We start from the raw sequence: 15,663 nt of genomic DNA, 5'->3' as shown, positions 1-15,663 counted from the left end.
ACATGGCCCGTGGTGTCACGGTGGCCGGCGTCGACATCGGCGGAGAATCCCGCGGCGACGCCGAGACAGCTCTGCACTCGGAACTGGATCCGCGAGCGGAGCATCCGGTGCAGGTGCAGGCCGGTGATGTGAAAGCGCAGATCGTTCCGGCGGACGCCGGACTCGCCGTCGACTGGACCGCGACGCTCGACCGTGCGGAGGGGCAGCCACTGAACCCGTTCAAGCGGGTGGCTTCGTTCTTCACCACGGACGAGGTGGGCGTGGCATCCACCCGTGACGACCAGACGCTGCGCGCCGCGATCGACGAACTTCGGCCTCAAACCGACCGCGCCACTCGCGAGGGGAACATCGTCTTCGAAGGCGTGGATCCGGTAGCGGTGTCGCCGAGTCCCGGTCAGAACCTGGACGGCGAAGGGGCGGCAGACGCTCTCGCCGAGAACTGGGTGGTGGCGGAGACGGTCGAGTTGCCCGTGGAGCAAGCCCCCGTGACGGTGACGCAGGAGGCCGTGGACAAGGCAATGGCCGAGGTCGCCGTTCCGGCAGCGTCCGCGGATCTGGTCGTGAACGGCCGGGACAACAGCAAGGCGGTCCTCCAGCGCGATCAGGTGGGTGCTGTACTGAGCTTCGCGCCGGACGGCGAAGGAGGTCTCGAACCTCGGTTCGCGAACGATGCGGCCATCGGCATCCTGGCCCCGCAGTTGGTGGGCACCGAAGTGCAGCCGAAGGACGCATCCGTCACGTTGGACGGTGGTTCTCCGTCCGTCGTGCCGGCTGTCGTCGGAGATCTGGTCGATTGGCCGAAGACCCTGGAAAACCTGCCGGACCTCCTCACCAGGACGCATCACACCGATGCGGCATACGGGCCTGTTCCGCCTGCCCTCACAACGGAGGCCGCGCACGGCCTCGGTATCGAGGAGGTGATCGGCGAGTTCTCGACCGGCGACTTCTCCGATGCCTCGGGACACAACATCAGGCTTGCTGCAAGCGAGATCAACGGTGCGCTCGTCAAACCGGGCGATACGTTCTCGTTGAACGGTTACACCGGAACCCGCGGTACCGCTCAGGGATACGTCGAGTCGGGCATCATCAACAACGGTAGGCCGGACAAGGCCGTCGGCGGCGGCGTGAGCCAGGTGGCGACCACTCTGTACAACGCGGCGTACTTCGCGGGTATGGACGACGTGGACCACACCGAGCACAGCTATTACATCTCCCGGTACCCGGAGGCACGTGAAGCGACGGTGTTCGAAGGCGCCATCGACCTGAAGTTCAAGAACCCCGCCAAGACGGGCGTGATGATCCAGGCGATCGGTGGAAGCTCCGAGCTGACGATCAGAATCTGGGGTACCAAGACGGTCGACGTCGACTCGATAACAGGCGATCGCACCAACCCGACACAGCCGGACACGGTCACGCTCCCGGCGGGAGACCACTGTGTCGCATCGACGGGTTCGCCGGGATTCACAGCGAGTGATACCCGGGTGATCACCGATCACAATTCGGGGTCGGAGATCTCCCGAAACACCCGCACCGTGAAGTACGACCCGGTACCGACGGTGAAGTGCATCGGTGGGGACGAATCACCGACTGCAGCCTCGAAGCCGGAGGCCGACGAACCCGGGGCAGCGGATAGGCCGCGGGGGGATGCTCCGAAGAACGACGAGCCCACCACGTCCGCACCGGCTCCGAGAGACGACGAAGACGAGTAGCCGCTGTAGGCGAAGCAACGACGGGTGGCGGAGGCGCCGGACAGTCAATCATTTCTTCCGGTTCCGCCGAGGTCGAAGTGTGAATGCAGCGTTTGAAGCCACCCGTACTCGTCTTCGGTCACGGCCTCGCTGTTGGCGCTATGGGCCACCTTGTTGCGTATTCGATTCAGTCGATTTATCCAGTCAGCTCTCTCTCGCCACGACGATTTTCTATCACTCGGTAAGGTATATACTTCGTCAAATAGCTCATACCACAACGTGTGGCCGCCATGTTGCATTATCTTTTGGTAGTCGACGATGTACAAGCAGTCCCACCACTCCACCGTGACCCCGGCCTCGGCCGTGTACTGCTTCTCGGCGGCTTGGGCTGATCGATCTCGATAGATTGCGCGGGGCACGCCTGATCGATACCAATCGGGTCCGAATTTATCCTCCAATCGGCGCCTTATATCTGTTTTCAGGAATGACTCAATATCACTCACCATTGTGTAAGATTCGACATTGAACTGTTTCTCTTGATTTTGCTTCCACTCGGAAAGTCCGTGAGGGCTGAAATCCGGGAGGATAGATGATATCTCCTGTTGAAATTGCCGCAGGTACTTTGTAGGGCCGCCGCTACCAAGCCAAGTCCGATATTTAGCGATCTCTTCATTGTCGAGGTTGTTGAGGAATCTAACCAAATGTTCCAGAATCGGAATGAGCTGAAGGAAGACATCCTTCGGCTTCTGACTGCGTGGATCGATTCGCCCGTCCGCAACGAGGTAATCCACCAAATCTCCAAGAAGGCGAAGGATCGCCTCTACACCAGCGTTGGTGAAGACAAACCCGCCGTCGCCGCGGCCGGTGTTCCATTGCGACGGTAGTTCGTCACGCAGGTATCCGAAACTGAGTTCAAGGAAATCTGTGAGCGGTCCTACAGTCTTATCAATAGATCCCCGGTAGAAGGATCCAGGTGTACGCATCTCCGTACTGGTGAATTCACCAATGAATCTCCCACGATCTACCCCACGACTCACGGCATCCAAGCTGACGCAGAGACGATCATTCGACTTCTCCTCGCCGATGATCACCCGTCCACGAAGGGGCGATGACTTCTGCTCACCGAGCAGTTGAGAAACCTTGAGTTTAAGTGCCTGGGCCTGCCGCTTCATATCTGAGCTCTCCCACTCAAGATCCGCTTTAAGTGTTAGTCGCAGGTTCTTTGGTACTGACTGTTGGTTCTCGTTGATATCCATGAACATTTCGAGCTGCTTTGAGCCCGGAAGATCAACGAACGCTACGACCGGTACAAGTTCTGTCGATGAACGGCTAGAGTGGGCATAACCATAGAGTCGGTGCTGACCATCAATAATATATGCGGATCGATACTTTGACGGCAGATGCAGTAGTCCGATTGCGGTAGAGCCGGATTGTTTTTCTGATCTATCGAAACGGAGAGCTCTGCCGCCGTGATCAATATTAACGATCAGTGAATTTGGAAAAAATCCGCCATTGTCGACGAACGATGAAATCTTTCTGAGGCGAGATTTCTTGATTATGCGCTGATAGGTGGGCATCCAGCGCGTATTTGCATTATTTCGGTGCAGAACGTAGGCAAGCTTAAGCAGTCGCTCGGGTTCGATCGCAAATGAGTAGTATGTGTAACCACCCATCTTGCCGCGGATGGCCGCGACTGTGGTGTCCATAGCCGAGATTTTTTGCCCGTGAAAGAGGTTTCCAAGAAGCTGAAATTTTGCCGCTGAACCCAGGTGATCAGCCAACTCGTGGTAGTAGCTCACGGCCTCTTCATCGAGATGCGCGATTCCCGCGCTCTCTATACGACCAATCGTGTCGTCGCTGGCATAAATGTTATTGGTAGCAAAGATGAATTTCACCTTTTGCTCAGGAAAATGTTCGCGTAGGTACCTCATCATTCCTGGGCGATACCCCTGTATAGCTTCAATTTCAGTTTTAAAAGTTTCAGTTCGAGGTCGCGAACTGTCCGACGACTTGCATTCGATTACAAGTACGGTCTCGTCGTCTGCTGCTAGGACGTCTATTTGCTTACTTTCGTTTTTCCCCTTCCCGTATGGGATGCGGAGATGCCTATCCTTGCTCAGTTGATGAAATCCGAGACGCGCGCACATTGCCCACACGTGATCTTCGAAGGCCACATCGTGCTTCTTGGGTCGCCGCATCCATACATCATTTGTAAGCTTCTTATCAACTACCCAACCGTGTCCGCTATTCTCGTACTCCGGCTGGCGTGCGTTGGGGATCTTCTCTCGGGCGTAGGTATTTCGCCGGTGGGTGAGTTCTCGTCGGATCTTGGATTCTGGAAGAAGTTCGATGTGCTCGCTCATTCGGTACCTATGTTCGTGAAGATGTACTCGTCCACTCGACCGCGATTTGCTTTTACGCCACCGATGACGCTCTTTCGGGAAACCAAGATCTTTCGCCCGAGAGGCGAGAAGAGGTCATCAATAGATTTGTGTGCTGCATTTGTCAAGATATACTTTCCGCCTCGGGCTTTTATTTCTTCAATTGACTCTGCGAGCCGCCGCTGATCTTCAAAGGAGAATAACTGTTGGTTATACTTGACGAATCCATTGTTGTTGTGCGCGACAGTGTATGGCGGATCAAGAAAAGCTAAATCGCCTTCGCTTACGTCGTCGAGCGCCTTTGCGAAGCTAAGAGAACGCAGTTCGACATTCTGGAGCCGTTGGCTAGCGCGGTTTAGCGCCGGCTCGTCCGGGATGTTTAGGTAACGGCGGTTCCCGAATGGTACGTTGTATTCACCTTTTAGATTTACTCGGAATATTCCGTTAAAGGAGGTGTGGTTCAAAAATATGAATCTAGCTGCGAGCTGGCTATCATTTTTGGGAATTGCAGCCCGGGTGGAATAATAGCATTCCGATGTATTTTCGTACCCGGCAAGGAACTCTGCGACTGCAGATGGGTTGTCGCGCACTTGTATGTATGCTGTAATCAGGTCACTGTTTAGGTCGGAGAGATGGGCGGGCCCATTCGGATTCAAAGCAAAGAATATCGATCCGCCGCCAACGAAGGGCTCATGATAGCTGCGTACGGGCGTGTCTCCAATGAGATCTATAAGTTCAGATGCAAGCCAGCGTTTACCTCCGGCCCAACGAAGAAACGGCCCAACTGGGCCTTGATTGGTCTCAAGAGTGTCTGCACTCTGCGATTCGACCACGATGAGCTCCGCTTCTCTAACTAGTCGTGTGTTTTGTGAGAATACCGTCACCTCTTCGGCGGTGGATGAGCGGCACGCCGCCTGCGAACGCGAGAAGAGATCGGCGGTCCGGATGTAACCAGTCGCGGATGGCAGGGGTGTGGGTATCGGGCTCTTCCGAGTTAGCAGGGGCGGAGCTGTCTGGCCCTGGATGACGCCCGCCGTGATTGGCGGGTGCAGGCCCACCGTACTCGGCGGCGTTGGTTCTCCGGTGTTCTGAATCCGAACGCGATCCGGCCGACGTGTTTGACGATCCGGTTGTAGCCTTCGCTGCGGGCGTTGGACAGGCCCGTTTCGATGGCGAGGATCATCGGTTCCTGCCACGTGGAGATCGTCATAGCCAGCTTCTTGATTTCCCGGACCGTGCAGGCCGCGCAGAAGGTGTAAAACCGGTGCAGCGCCTCCCGAACCTCATAACTGAGACCGCCGCGATCGGTGCAGGACAGCACATCCCGCAGTAGTTCTTTCGTGATCCAGGCGGCAGCGATGTCCCCGTTCGGGTCCGCGGCGGTCAACTTCTGAAACAACTTCGCCCGTTGCTCATCGGTCAGCCGCTCGGCGGCCCGCAGCAGCCGGCGGCGGTTGATCCATTCGACGTCGCTCTTTCGGCCACGGCGGCCACGTTGTGCCTGGGTGACCCGTCGGCGGACGGTGTCGACCATCTCGTTGGCTTTTTTGACCAGGTGGAACCGGTCGACGACCAGCTGTGCGTGCGGCAGCGCGTCGCGCACCGCCTTCGCGTAGACCGCGGACATGTCGATCGCGACGTGTGTGATGGCGGCCTTCCACCGGTCGTCGCGCTCACCGAACCAGTCGGTGACCACACCCGAGGTGCGGCCGTTGACCTGCGCCAACAAACCCTGATGCCCTGTGATGTCGACCAGGCCGGTGTCCCACCGATCCACCCACGATCGGGTGCCGGTCTCCGGGCAGGTTTCCCATTTCGCTTTCCCCCGCCGGGTCTCGTCGATACCCAACACGAGCACGGGCTCGGGTTCGGCGGCCAGTACCGGGTCGGCGGTGACGACCACGGCACGGTGACAGGTGTTCCAGGTGCAGCCGTACGCAGCAGCGACCGCCTTCACGGAGCGGTCGTCGTCGAGGACCTCCGACGCCATCTCCGTCTTCGCCCGCACCGTCACCCGCGTCCGGGACGGTATCTCCGGTACGGATTCTGTGAAGCTCTTTCGGTCGCAGGAACCATTGGTGCACAACCACTTCCGTTTTCTCCATTGCATCAGCGGGCGGCCGGGGCCGATCTTGATATCGCGTGGTCGGGTGATCACCCACCCCTTCGACCGTGTCGAGCGCATTGCGCACGTCGGGCAGACGCCACCCACTGCGGGGCGGTCTCGATGTGGACGGTGCGAATACCGTCGGGACCGATCTGCACGGTCTCGACGACGACACCGTCGAGACCGAACAGCACTGAACTACTCTTGGACATGCTCGCGCCTTTGTTGTTGCTGGATGCGTGAAGAACACCCAGTTCACAAGGGCGCGAGCCCTCAATCAATCACCGACACGATCCCGATCGGTCACACCAGACCCCCAACAAGTCGGAAGAGCCGGGTATCGCCAATGCGAACCGTTGCGGGGATGCTCGGTATGCAGTGCTTGCCCGGTGCCGGGCGGTTATCGGACTCGGTCCGGGCCGACTTTATCGGCAACATACTATTCTTGGTGCAGGAAACGGCGCTGCCCCTCCCCTTCCCCTGTGAGTGGTTGACGAGTCTCTGGACTCGTCAACCACTCACAGAAGGAGTGCGGGGAGGGGCAGCGCCGTATGGAGCAGAAGCCGTATCAGAATGCGGCTTCGTCGAGCTCCATGATGTCGTTGTCGAGGTTCGACAGGATGCCGCGCGTTGCGGTGAGTTCGGGCAGAACGTTCTTCGCGAAGAAGGACGCGATGGCGACCTTGCCCTCGTAGAACGCCTTGTCCTTGTCTGCACCCTCGTCGAGTGCCTTGATGGCGATCTCCGACTGGCGGAGCAGCTGCCAACCGATGAGCAGGTCACCGACGGCCAGCAGGAATCGCACCGAGCCGAGTCCGACCTTGTACAGCTCGGACGGCTGCTCCTGGGCACCCATGAGGTGTCCGGTGAGGGTTGCGGCCATTGCCTGCACGTCCTCGAGGGCCGTGTTCAGGAGTGCGCGCTCGGCCTTGAGTCGACCGTTGCCGGCCTCGCTGTCGATGAACTTCTTGATCTCGCCGGCAACGTGCGCCAGAGCGACGCCGCGGTCACGGGCGATCTTGCGGAAGAAGAAGTCCTGCGCCTGGATGGCGGTCGTGCCTTCGTACAGCGAGTCGATCTTCGCGTCGCGGATGTACTGCTCGATCGGGTAGTCCTGCAGGAAGCCGGAGCCACCGAAGGTCTGCAGGGAATCGGTCAGGTACTGGTACGCACGCTCGGAACCGACACCCTTGACGATCGGGAGGAGCAGGTCGTTGACGCGGAACGCCAGGTCCTTGTCAGCGCCGGAGACGTGCGCGGCGATGTCCTCGTTCTGGTGTGAAGCCGTGTAGAGGTAGACGGCACGCAGGCCCTCGGCGTACGCCTTCTGCATGGCGAGGCTGCGGCGCACGTCGGGGTGGTGCGTGATGGTCACACGTGGCGCAGTCTTGTCGGTCATCTGGGTGAGATCGGCGCCCTGCACACGCTCCTTGGCGTACTCGAGAGCGTTGAGGTAGCCCGTCGACAGCGTCGCGATGGCCTTGGTTCCGACCATCATGCGAGCGTTCTCGATGACGTCGAACATCTGGGCGATGCCGTTGTGGATCTCGCCGACGAGCCAGCCCTTGGCGGGAACGCCATGGCCGCCGAAAGTGACCTCACAGGTGGCCGAAACCTTCAGGCCCATCTTGTGCTCGACACCGGTGACGAAGACGCCGTTGCGGTCGCCGACGGTGTTGTTCTCGAAGTCGAAGTGGAACTTCGGGACGAAGAAGAGCGAGAGGCCCTTGGTGCCCGGTCCTGCGCCTTCGGGGCGAGCGAGCACCAGGTGCATGATGTTCTCGAACAGGTCGTCGGAGTCACCAGAGGTGATGAAGCGCTTGACGCCCTCGATGTGCCAGGAGCCGTCGTCCTGCTTGACGGCCTTCGTGCGGCCTGCGCCGACGTCGGAACCGGCATCGGGCTCGGTCAGGACCATGGTGGCGCCCCAGTTGCGCTCCGCGATGGTCTCGGCCCACTTCTTCTGCTCGTCCGTGCCGTTCTCCCAGAGAACCTGGCTGAAGGGTGCGCATGCGGCGTACATCGAGATCGCCGGGTTGGCGCCGAGGAAGAACTCGTTGACGGCCCAGCCGATTGCGTTCGGAACAGCGAGGCCACCGAGCTCCTCAGGCTGGGCGACCTTGGCCCAGCCGGCGTCCTCGAATGTCTTGTAGGACTTCTTGAAGGCCTCCGGGAGCGTGACAGTGTGCGTCTCGGGGTCGAACGTCGGCGGGTTCCGGTCGGAGTCGGCGAACGAATCGGCCACCGGTCCCTCCGCGAGGCGACTGGCTTCGCTCAGCATCTCGCGGACGGTATCGGAGTCCAGGTCGCCGTACGCGCCGGTCTTCAGAACCTCGTCGAGTCCGAGAACCTCAAAGAGGTTGAACTCCAGGTCCCGTACGTTGCTCTTGTAATGGCCCATGTCTTCTGTCTCTCCCAGTGAGATGGTGCGGTCTGTCTTCGAGTACCGCCCAAGTTGTTATTACTCGTCGGTAACATTGCAGATATTACGCCCGATTCATCTGTGTGCCAAGACTCGGACGGCGCCCGACGACAAGCGCGTCGATCGCAATTCCGGCCTCTGTTTCTCGCAAGCGTCGTTCCGTGACGTCCACGAGAAAGTCGGACGGCAATTCCGATCTCAATTCATCTGGGGTGTAGAGGATTTCGAGATCCTGCGGACCGCCCACGCCGTTCTCGATATTGCTCGAGTCGTGCCCCAAAATCATGAGGATTCCGTCAGGTTTCAGGGAATTTATGGCGCGCTTCACAATGTGCTGCCGCTGAGATCGTGGTAAATGAACGTAAATCAGGAGGGCCACGTCATAGCCTTCGCCCAATTCGCAGTCGGTGATGTCCGCGACTCGGTAGTCGAGGCGTTCGCGCACCGATCTGGGTGATCGAGACGCGACGGCGCGGGCCTTCTCCACGGCGACGCCCGAGTAATCGATGCCGGTCACCTGCCACCCGCGGGTGGCGAGCCACAGCGAGTTTCTGCCCTCCCCGCAGGCCAGATCCAAGGCTCGCCCGTGCGGGAGCGCAGTCAGTTGCTCGACGACGACATCGTTGGGTGGGGCACCCCAGACGAACTCGTCCTGCGAATAGCGATCATCCCATGCGCGTGCGTCCATGACTGGAGGCTAGCGCCGCCCAGTTGCCGCGCCGCTGTTCAGGCGAGATCCGTCAGATCTTCGCCCGCATGAGGAGCACGTTGTAGTTCGAGTGCACCGTGGTGAGGAAGTAGAGGTCCGGTCCCGACGACCACGGGTGGATGTATGCGCCGTATGCCGACGGCAACTCGCGGGTGTCGACCAGGACCTCCGGCGGGCTCCAGGGCCCGGTGATGGAGGACGACTTGCGCATCACGACGGAGTTGAACTCGTCGGTGGTGAGCATGACGAACTGGCCGAGGTAGTCGTTCCAGGCGACCGAAATCTCGCCGACGCCGCCGGCGACGATCGGCTTGGCGGCATCCGGATTGCCCTTGACCCACTTGCCGCCGTCGAAGTACTCGTAGGCCTTCAGGTCCATGATCTGAGCTTCGGGGACCCGGGCGACGTGAACGAGCCCGCCGCGTCCGGGAGGCGTGCCGTACTGGTAGACGAATCCGCCGGACTTCACGAAGGAACTCATCTGGAAGTTTCGGTTGCCGCCTTCGTTGGGGCGGTTGGTCTCGGGCGCTTCCGTCCAGTTCTCCCCGTTGTCGTGGGAGTAGACGAGCCCCGAATAGTTGGTCTCCCAGGTGCCGGCCGGGCCCCAGTGGTTGACGGACATCATGCTCATGACCTGCGTGTCGCCGACCGCGACGCCCGCAGTGGGGATGCGGCTGATCTCGACGAACGGCACCTTGGGGCTGGGGATGAGTTCCTTGGACTGGCCGAGGAGGTCGCGCGGCGTGTTGTCGAAGTTCATGCCGTCGGAGAGGTTGTTGTCGCGACTGCGGAACAGAACGCTGCTGTGCCACTGCCACAAGCTTCCGGAAAGCAGATTGGGGACACCCAGGCCCGCGGAGTCACCGAAAGCGGTCAGGATCTCGCCCTTGCCGTTGTCCCACATGACGCCGAGGTCGGTGCCGAAAACGTTGGTGTTCTGGGTGTTGTTGGCACTGAGCAGTCCGGTTTGCTGCGCGACGACCTGAGTTCGGCCGTGGAGCTGGGGCAACCCCGTCGTGCCGTTGAGACCTGGGATGGGATTGATGGCATTGGGATTGGCCGACGCCGGAGCTGTCAGGACGAGCAGTGCTGCCCCCGCCAGAGATGCAACGGCAAGTGATCTGGTCCGCTTCACGATATGACTACCCCCATGCTGTGGGCCGTGGGCGCACAGTTACTCCCGAGACGCGCATCCACTGCTGGTGTGCTTGTTGGTGATGGTGCTCCGGTTGTCCAGCGTGCTCATTGGATACCCGGCGTATCGACGGTATCAGGGTTTCGTTATCGATTCGATACTACCCACCAGTAGCGGTAACTGGAAGGTCGCGGTACAAGCATTCCCCTGTGAGTGGTTGGCGAGTGTGGGGACTCGCCAACCACTCACGGGGAATCGGGGCGGAGTTATACGGTGTGCCGCCCGTAGATTTCGGCCGGAGCGCTGCTAGCTTGCTCTCCGGGAATCGGCTTCCGCTGGGAAGCTCGAGCAGAAGGAGGCGGATTCATGCGGTGTGCTCCACCGATGGTCGGAGTGCTGACCGCGGTGCTCGCAGGCGTACTTGCGGGGTGCGCCGGAGCCGGAAATGCCGAGGCCAACGGATCGGCCGCAGCGGGAGATGTCGTCGAGCTCAACGAAGGTGGCGACTGCGAGGGTCGTGACGTGTTGATCAACCGTGACGGCGTCGGTGTGGTGCTGGCAGGCGAGTGCGGAACGGTAACCATCGAGGCGAACGGTGTGCGCGTCGACGTCGAGCGTTCGGATGCAGTGATAGTTGCGGGACAAGACATCAGCGTGACCGGCCGCGAGACAGGTGCACTGACTGTCTCCGGTCGAAGCAACTCCACCACAGTCGATTCCGCCGGCTCGGTGGAGATTCGAGGAAACGTGGTCTCGGTGACGGGTAAGCGAGCCGAACAACTGAAGGTGACCGGAAGCGGAAACCTCGTAGCCGTGGACGAGGTGGCCTCGATCGGCGTGGAAGGCAACGACAATCACGTGATCGGTTCGGCTTTCGCCGCGCTCGAGTTGACGGGGTCGAACAATTCGGTGGACTGGAGTTCCGGTGTGGCACGGCCTGGACGTAACACCGGTTCGGACAACAAGATCACGGGCCCGGTCGACGGCGCCTAGGTGTGAAGTACGGGAATCAGTAGCTCGTCGTCGGTCAGGCCGCCGTGGTGTCCCAGCAGTGCCGACAGCCGCGATTCGGCTTTGCGGCGTACGGCGGCCGTCGGCCCGCAGGAGACTGCCAGCACGTCGCCGATTCTTGCCGACGCCTCGGGGGTGACGCGGGGACCGAACAGGCCAGCTGTCACGGCTTCCGCGCGAGTGCCGATCCACATATCCTCACCGAGAACTCCCTTCCATCTCGCTGCGACCGCATCGGTCTCGCCCGGCCGTGTGTGGACATGTCGGCATCGCGGTTCACCGGCCAGCGAGCGCACGCCTTTCGTCAGATCGGGCACGGTATCCGCATCTATCTTGTGATCGTCGTCGACGGTCACCATTCCGTGATCGGCGGTCACGTACAGACTGACCGTCGGCCCGAGAGCCGAAACGAGTTCCCGAACCAGCAGATCGACCAGCCGCAGTTGCGCGCGCCAGGGTGCGGTGCCGGGACCGTAGACGTGACCGATCGTGTCCAGCTCGCTCACGTAGCAGTAGGTGAGTGTGCGGTCAGCGGAGCGGGCGGCCGCCACCGTGTGTGCGACCAGGTCGCCGTGGGTCAACGCGCCGGTGAATGTACCGCCGCGCAGGACCGCCCGTGTGAGGCCGGTTCCCGCTAACTTCCCGGGTACGACGAGCGTGGTGGTCACCTCGGCGCCGGCCGCACGTTCGAAGACGGTGGCGTGCGGTTGGATCTGCTCTGGAACCAGTCGCTCGAGTTCGTCGCGCCGATCGCCGGCGCGTCGCCACGACAGCCAGTTCACCACGCCACGACTCTCCCGCACGTAGGACTGGTATCCGGTGATCCCGTGGGTACCGGATGGCAAACCCGTAGCCAACGACGCGATACTGGTGGCCGTCGTCGTCGGGAAGCCTGCGCGGATCGGGCGTCCACCGAGTTCGGCAAGGAACGGGGCGTCTGCGCCGTGCTTTCTCAGCACGTTCCAGCCCATCCCGTCGACGAGCAGGACGACCGCTCGATTCGTGGCGGGCAGGTCCAGTCGATTCGACTCGCCATCGACGCCCAGGGCGGAGAGGACCGACGGCATCACGGTGGACAGGGTTGCCTGCGAGTAGACGTCGTGGGTCTGCGCCGTGCCGGACATGCCTCCATGATGCGATACGAGGACCCGCACTGTGGTGCTACCGACAACCTCCCGAGTTGGTGAGCGCGGTCACGTGTAATGCTGTTCTCATGGTTGACATCGCTCGTCCTCAGTTGGAGGGCACGGTCGCGGTTGGAGAGGGTCGTCGACTCGGCTTCGCCGAGTTCGGATCGGCGCAGGGCAGAGCGGTTTTCTGGTTGCACGGAACGCCTGGTGCGCGTCGGCAGATTCCGATGGAGGCGCGTGCTTTCGCTGAGCGCGAGAACATTCGGTTGATCGGAATCGATCGCCCGGGTGTGGGTTCGTCGACGGCGCATCGTTACGGCTCGGTTCTCGACTTCGCCGCCGATATGGAAACGGTGGCGGACACCCTGGGTGTGGACAAGATGGCCATCGTCGGGCTGTCCGGCGGTGGGCCGTACTCGCTGGCCTGCGCGTACGCGATGCCCGACCGCGTCGTCGCCCTCGGTATTCTCGGAGGGGTCGCTCCGTCTCAGGGGCCCGATGCCATCAAGGGTGGGACGGTGGATCTGGGCGTACTGGTCGCTCCGTTGCTTGCGGTGGGAGGTGCGCCGGTCGGCGCTCTCGCCAGTAGCGTGATCCGCCTGGCCCGCCCGTTCGCATCACCGATCATCGACCTGTACGGACTGGCCTCGCCTGCTGGGGATCGCCGACTGCTTGCCCGTCCCGAGTTCAAGGCCATGTTTCTCGACGACCTGCTCAACGGTGGTCGCAAGCAGATGGGCGCACCTTTCGCGGACATCGTGCTCTTCGCGCAGGACTGGGGATTCCGCGTCGGTGACGTGAAGACACCCGTGCGATGGTGGCACGGCGACTGCGACCACATCATTCCGTACCGGCACGGCGAGCACATGGTGTCACTGTTGCCGGATGCGAGGTTCTACCCGATGCCGGGTGAGAGCCACCTCGGTGGGCTGGGCAAAGCAGAGGAGATTCTGACGGGTATTCAGGAGATCTGGGACGCGGCAGGGTGAGGTGCCGATGACCACCGAGGAATCTGCCGGTCGGCAACGTCAGAACGTCATCTATCGAGACGGAGTGTTCGGGCGTAGGCCTAAAGTGCCCACCGATTTCGAGAGCCTCGAGCGGGCGGCGAAGAAGAAGATGAGTGCTGCCGCGTGGGCGTACGTGCACGGCGGTGCGGGTTCTGGGCGGACCGTGCAGGCCAATCGGGATGCTTTCGACCGTTGGCAGATCGTTCCCCGTGTGCTTCGGGACGTGTCGAAGCGTGACCTCGGGGTGGAGCTCTTCGGAAAGCGTCTGCCGTCGCCTCTGTTGTTGGCGCCTGTCGGAGCAGCCGAACTGGCCGGTCCGGGCGCGGATGTGGCGATCGCCTCGGCGGCCGCGGAACTCGGTGTGCCGTACATCTTCTCGAATCAGGGCAGTGCCCCGATGGAGGAGAGTGCGGCCGCGATGGGGGATTCGCCGCGATGGTTCCAGCTGTATTGGAGCACCGAGGACGACCTCGTGGACAGTCTGCTGGAGCGTGCAGAGAACATGGGCGCCGACGCCGTCGTCGTCACTCTCGACACGACGATGCTCGGGTGGCGCCCCGAGGATCTGAACCTGGGATCGTTGCCGTTCGCGCAGGGCAAGGGGATAGCGCAGTACACGTCCGACCCGGTGTTCATGCGAATCGTCAGGGAGCGGATCGCTGCGGCCCTGCCGAAGCCCGACACCGAGGTGACGCTTGGCGCGGTGCGCGCGTTGATCTCCATGACCAGCCGCTTTCCCGGTCGATTCCTCGACAACCTTCGGTCGCCGGAACCGCGGGCCGCGGTCGAGACGTTTCTGGATATCTACTCGCGGCCGTCGCTGGGCTGGGCAGACCTCGAGTCGGTGCGTGAACGTACTTCATTGCCGGTGCTGCTGAAGGGTGTACTGCATCCCGATGATGCCCGCCGTGCCGTCGATATCGGGATGAACGGAATCGTGGTGTCCAACCATGGTGGCCGTCAGGTGGACGGCGGTGTGTCCTCTCTCGACGCACTCAACGACATCGCGCCCGCTGTGAAGGGTGCGGTGCCGATCGTCCTCGACAGCGGAATCCGTGGTGGTGCAGACGTGTTCAAGGCGCTAGCGCTCGGTGCGGATGCAGTGACGCTGGGACGTCCCCATCTGTACGGGCTTGCGCTCGCTGGTGGGGAAGGCGTCCGCGACGTCACCGCAAATGTCATCGCCGAGTTCGACCTCACGATGGGCCTCAGTGGGCTGGCGTCCGTCGCCGAGATCACGAGGGACGCTCTGCGGAGGGCCTAGAGCTTGTCAGCAGCTGGGTGTTCGCGTCCGTCGACAACGAGTGCGAGACGCTGTCGTTGGTGGGTTGTCCCCATCTTCCTGTTACGCTCCCGAAACCGCCGCTGTTTCCTAGCTCGCGGGGGGACGTATCCGTCGGTTCGTGTGGCCGATGCGTGAATCGAGGGGTAGAAATTGACCGGTTTGGACCTCACCACGGCGACAGGATTGCAGGTACTACAGCACCTCGAGTCGGCCCAGGAAGGGAAACCACACATCGGGCAGCTGCTTGGGTTATCGATCGACAGCCTTGAAGAAGGCCGCGTCGTGATGTCGTTGGAGCCGCAGGAACTGTTCGCGAATCAACTGGGCACGATGCACGGCGGGGTCTCAGCCACACTGCTGGACTCGGTGATGGGATGCGCCGTGCACTCGGCGTTGCCTGCAGCAACGTCGTATACGACGATGGAGTTGAAGGTCAACTACATCCGGTCGGTGCCGATCAATGGCGGGCGTCTTATCGGAGTCGGAACCGTGGTGCACCTTGGCCGACGTTCCGCGACGGCGGAGGGGCGGATCAACAATGCGGACGGCAAGTTGGTGGCACATGCAACAACGACCTGCATGGTGCTTCCTCTCGGCGGATAGATCAGGCTGCGGCTGGCCTCGGACCGGGACACATGTTCTCGCTCTGCGCGCGTTCAGCGCTGCCAGTGGTTCCGCGTCCATCCGCACAGAGACCACCGCCCCCGGGCCGCCTCCAATGATGGCGGCCGCGCTTGCGCAGTGCTTCGACGTCGAAAAGCGGCTTCGGTTTCCGACAAGTCCGG

The 15,663-nt window shown here is 61.4% G+C and carries 11 protein-coding genes and 1 pseudogene; 5 read left to right on the top strand and 7 right to left on the bottom strand.

The annotated features are described in order from the left end of the window. Positions 1 to 2 precede the first annotated feature (2 nt). Complete coding sequence (locus ACFWO3_RS04550) at positions 3 to 1,709, top strand: VanW family protein (RefSeq protein WP_378574970.1); 1,707 nt, start codon at positions 3 to 5, stop codon at positions 1,707 to 1,709. Positions 1,710 to 1,753: 44 nt separating this feature from the next. On the opposite strand, the gene ACFWO3_RS04545 is transcribed toward ACFWO3_RS04550, so the two are convergent. The 6 genes and pseudogenes from ACFWO3_RS04545 to ACFWO3_RS04520 all read right to left on the bottom strand — a co-directional run bounded on the left by ACFWO3_RS04545 (position 1,754) and on the right by ACFWO3_RS04520 (position 10,442). Next, entirely contained in the window at positions 1,754 to 4,051 is a 2,298-nt protein-coding gene (locus ACFWO3_RS04545) for a DGQHR domain-containing protein (RefSeq protein WP_378574246.1), read from the bottom strand. Then, positions 4,048 to 4,902: a DNA adenine methylase gene (locus ACFWO3_RS04540; protein WP_378574244.1), complete on the bottom strand. Its 855-nt coding sequence runs from the start codon at positions 4,900 to 4,902 to the stop codon at positions 4,048 to 4,050. The genes ACFWO3_RS04545 and ACFWO3_RS04540 overlap by 4 nt, the downstream gene beginning before the upstream one ends. A gap of 161 nt (positions 4,903 to 5,063) precedes the next feature. Beyond that, positions 5,064 to 6,435: pseudogene (locus ACFWO3_RS04535) on the bottom strand (ISL3 family transposase). Positions 6,436 to 6,744: 309 nt separating this feature from the next. Further along, positions 6,745 to 8,577, bottom strand: coding sequence for an acyl-CoA dehydrogenase (locus tag ACFWO3_RS04530; protein ID WP_378574242.1), 1,833 nt, complete (start codon positions 8,575 to 8,577; stop codon positions 6,745 to 6,747). A gap of 85 nt (positions 8,578 to 8,662) precedes the next feature. After that, positions 8,663 to 9,286, bottom strand: coding sequence for a class I SAM-dependent methyltransferase (locus ACFWO3_RS04525; RefSeq protein WP_378574240.1), 624 nt, complete (start codon positions 9,284 to 9,286; stop codon positions 8,663 to 8,665). 52 nt (positions 9,287 to 9,338) lie between these two features. Beyond that, positions 9,339 to 10,442 carry a DUF4185 domain-containing protein gene (locus ACFWO3_RS04520; RefSeq protein WP_378574238.1) on the bottom strand — a complete coding sequence of 368 codons (1,104 nt, stop codon included), beginning with the start codon at positions 10,440 to 10,442 and terminating at the stop codon, positions 9,339 to 9,341. Between the two features lie 366 nt (positions 10,443 to 10,808). On the opposite strand from ACFWO3_RS04520, the gene ACFWO3_RS04515 reads away from it, so the two are divergent. Further along, on the top strand, positions 10,809 to 11,435 hold the full coding sequence (locus ACFWO3_RS04515; RefSeq protein WP_378574236.1) for a DUF3060 domain-containing protein: 627 nt from the start codon (positions 10,809 to 10,811) through the stop codon (positions 11,433 to 11,435). Here ACFWO3_RS04515 and ACFWO3_RS04510 read toward each other — a convergent pair. Beyond that, positions 11,432 to 12,577 carry an alkaline phosphatase family protein gene (locus ACFWO3_RS04510; protein ID WP_378574234.1) on the bottom strand — a complete coding sequence of 382 codons (1,146 nt, stop codon included), beginning with the start codon at positions 12,575 to 12,577 and terminating at the stop codon, positions 11,432 to 11,434. The two genes, ACFWO3_RS04515 and ACFWO3_RS04510, sit on opposite strands and share 4 nt — an antisense overlap. An 89-nt stretch (positions 12,578 to 12,666) precedes the next feature. Between ACFWO3_RS04510 and ACFWO3_RS04505 the strand changes: the two genes are divergently transcribed. The 3 genes from ACFWO3_RS04505 to ACFWO3_RS04495 all read left to right on the top strand — a co-directional run bounded on the left by ACFWO3_RS04505 (position 12,667) and on the right by ACFWO3_RS04495 (position 15,481). Next, complete coding sequence (locus tag ACFWO3_RS04505) at positions 12,667 to 13,572, top strand: alpha/beta fold hydrolase (protein ID WP_378574232.1); 906 nt, start codon at positions 12,667 to 12,669, stop codon at positions 13,570 to 13,572. Between the two features lie 7 nt (positions 13,573 to 13,579). Next, positions 13,580 to 14,857 (top strand): alpha-hydroxy-acid oxidizing protein, encoded by a 1,278-nt coding sequence (locus ACFWO3_RS04500; RefSeq protein WP_378574229.1) that lies wholly within the window; start codon positions 13,580 to 13,582, stop codon positions 14,855 to 14,857. 171 nt (positions 14,858 to 15,028) lie between these two features. After that, positions 15,029 to 15,481 carry a PaaI family thioesterase gene (locus tag ACFWO3_RS04495; protein ID WP_378574226.1) on the top strand — a complete coding sequence of 151 codons (453 nt, stop codon included), beginning with the start codon at positions 15,029 to 15,031 and terminating at the stop codon, positions 15,479 to 15,481. Positions 15,482 to 15,663: the final 182 nt, after the last annotated feature.

The organism is Rhodococcus sp. NPDC058521 (assembly GCF_042719695.1).
Classification (GTDB): Bacteria; Actinomycetota; Actinomycetes; order Mycobacteriales; family Mycobacteriaceae; genus Rhodococcus_F.
The sequence above is the reverse complement of the archived record's forward strand: the minus strand, read 5'-3'. Positions and strand labels throughout refer to the sequence as shown.

Excerpts from the sequence above, each read along its gene's own strand:
- ACFWO3_RS04530 (WP_378574242.1), bottom strand. The coding sequence starts at position 8,577 with ATGGGCCATTACAAGAGCAACGTACGGGACCTGGAGTTCAACCTCTTT.
- ACFWO3_RS04525 (WP_378574240.1), bottom strand. The coding sequence starts at position 9,286 with ATGGACGCACGCGCATGGGATGATCGCTATTCGCAGGACGAGTTCGTC.
- ACFWO3_RS04515 (WP_378574236.1), top strand. The coding sequence starts at position 10,809 with ATGCGGTGTGCTCCACCGATGGTCGGAGTGCTGACCGCGGTGCTCGCA.
- ACFWO3_RS04500 (WP_378574229.1), top strand. The coding sequence starts at position 13,580 with ATGACCACCGAGGAATCTGCCGGTCGGCAACGTCAGAACGTCATCTAT.
- ACFWO3_RS04550 (WP_378574970.1), top strand. The coding sequence starts at position 3 with ATGGCCCGTGGTGTCACGGTGGCCGGCGTCGACATCGGCGGAGAATCC.
- ACFWO3_RS04510 (WP_378574234.1), bottom strand. The coding sequence starts at position 12,577 with ATGTCCGGCACGGCGCAGACCCACGACGTCTACTCGCAGGCAACCCTG.
- ACFWO3_RS04505 (WP_378574232.1), top strand. The coding sequence starts at position 12,667 with ATGGTTGACATCGCTCGTCCTCAGTTGGAGGGCACGGTCGCGGTTGGA.
- ACFWO3_RS04545 (WP_378574246.1), bottom strand. The coding sequence starts at position 4,051 with ATGAGCGAGCACATCGAACTTCTTCCAGAATCCAAGATCCGACGAGAA.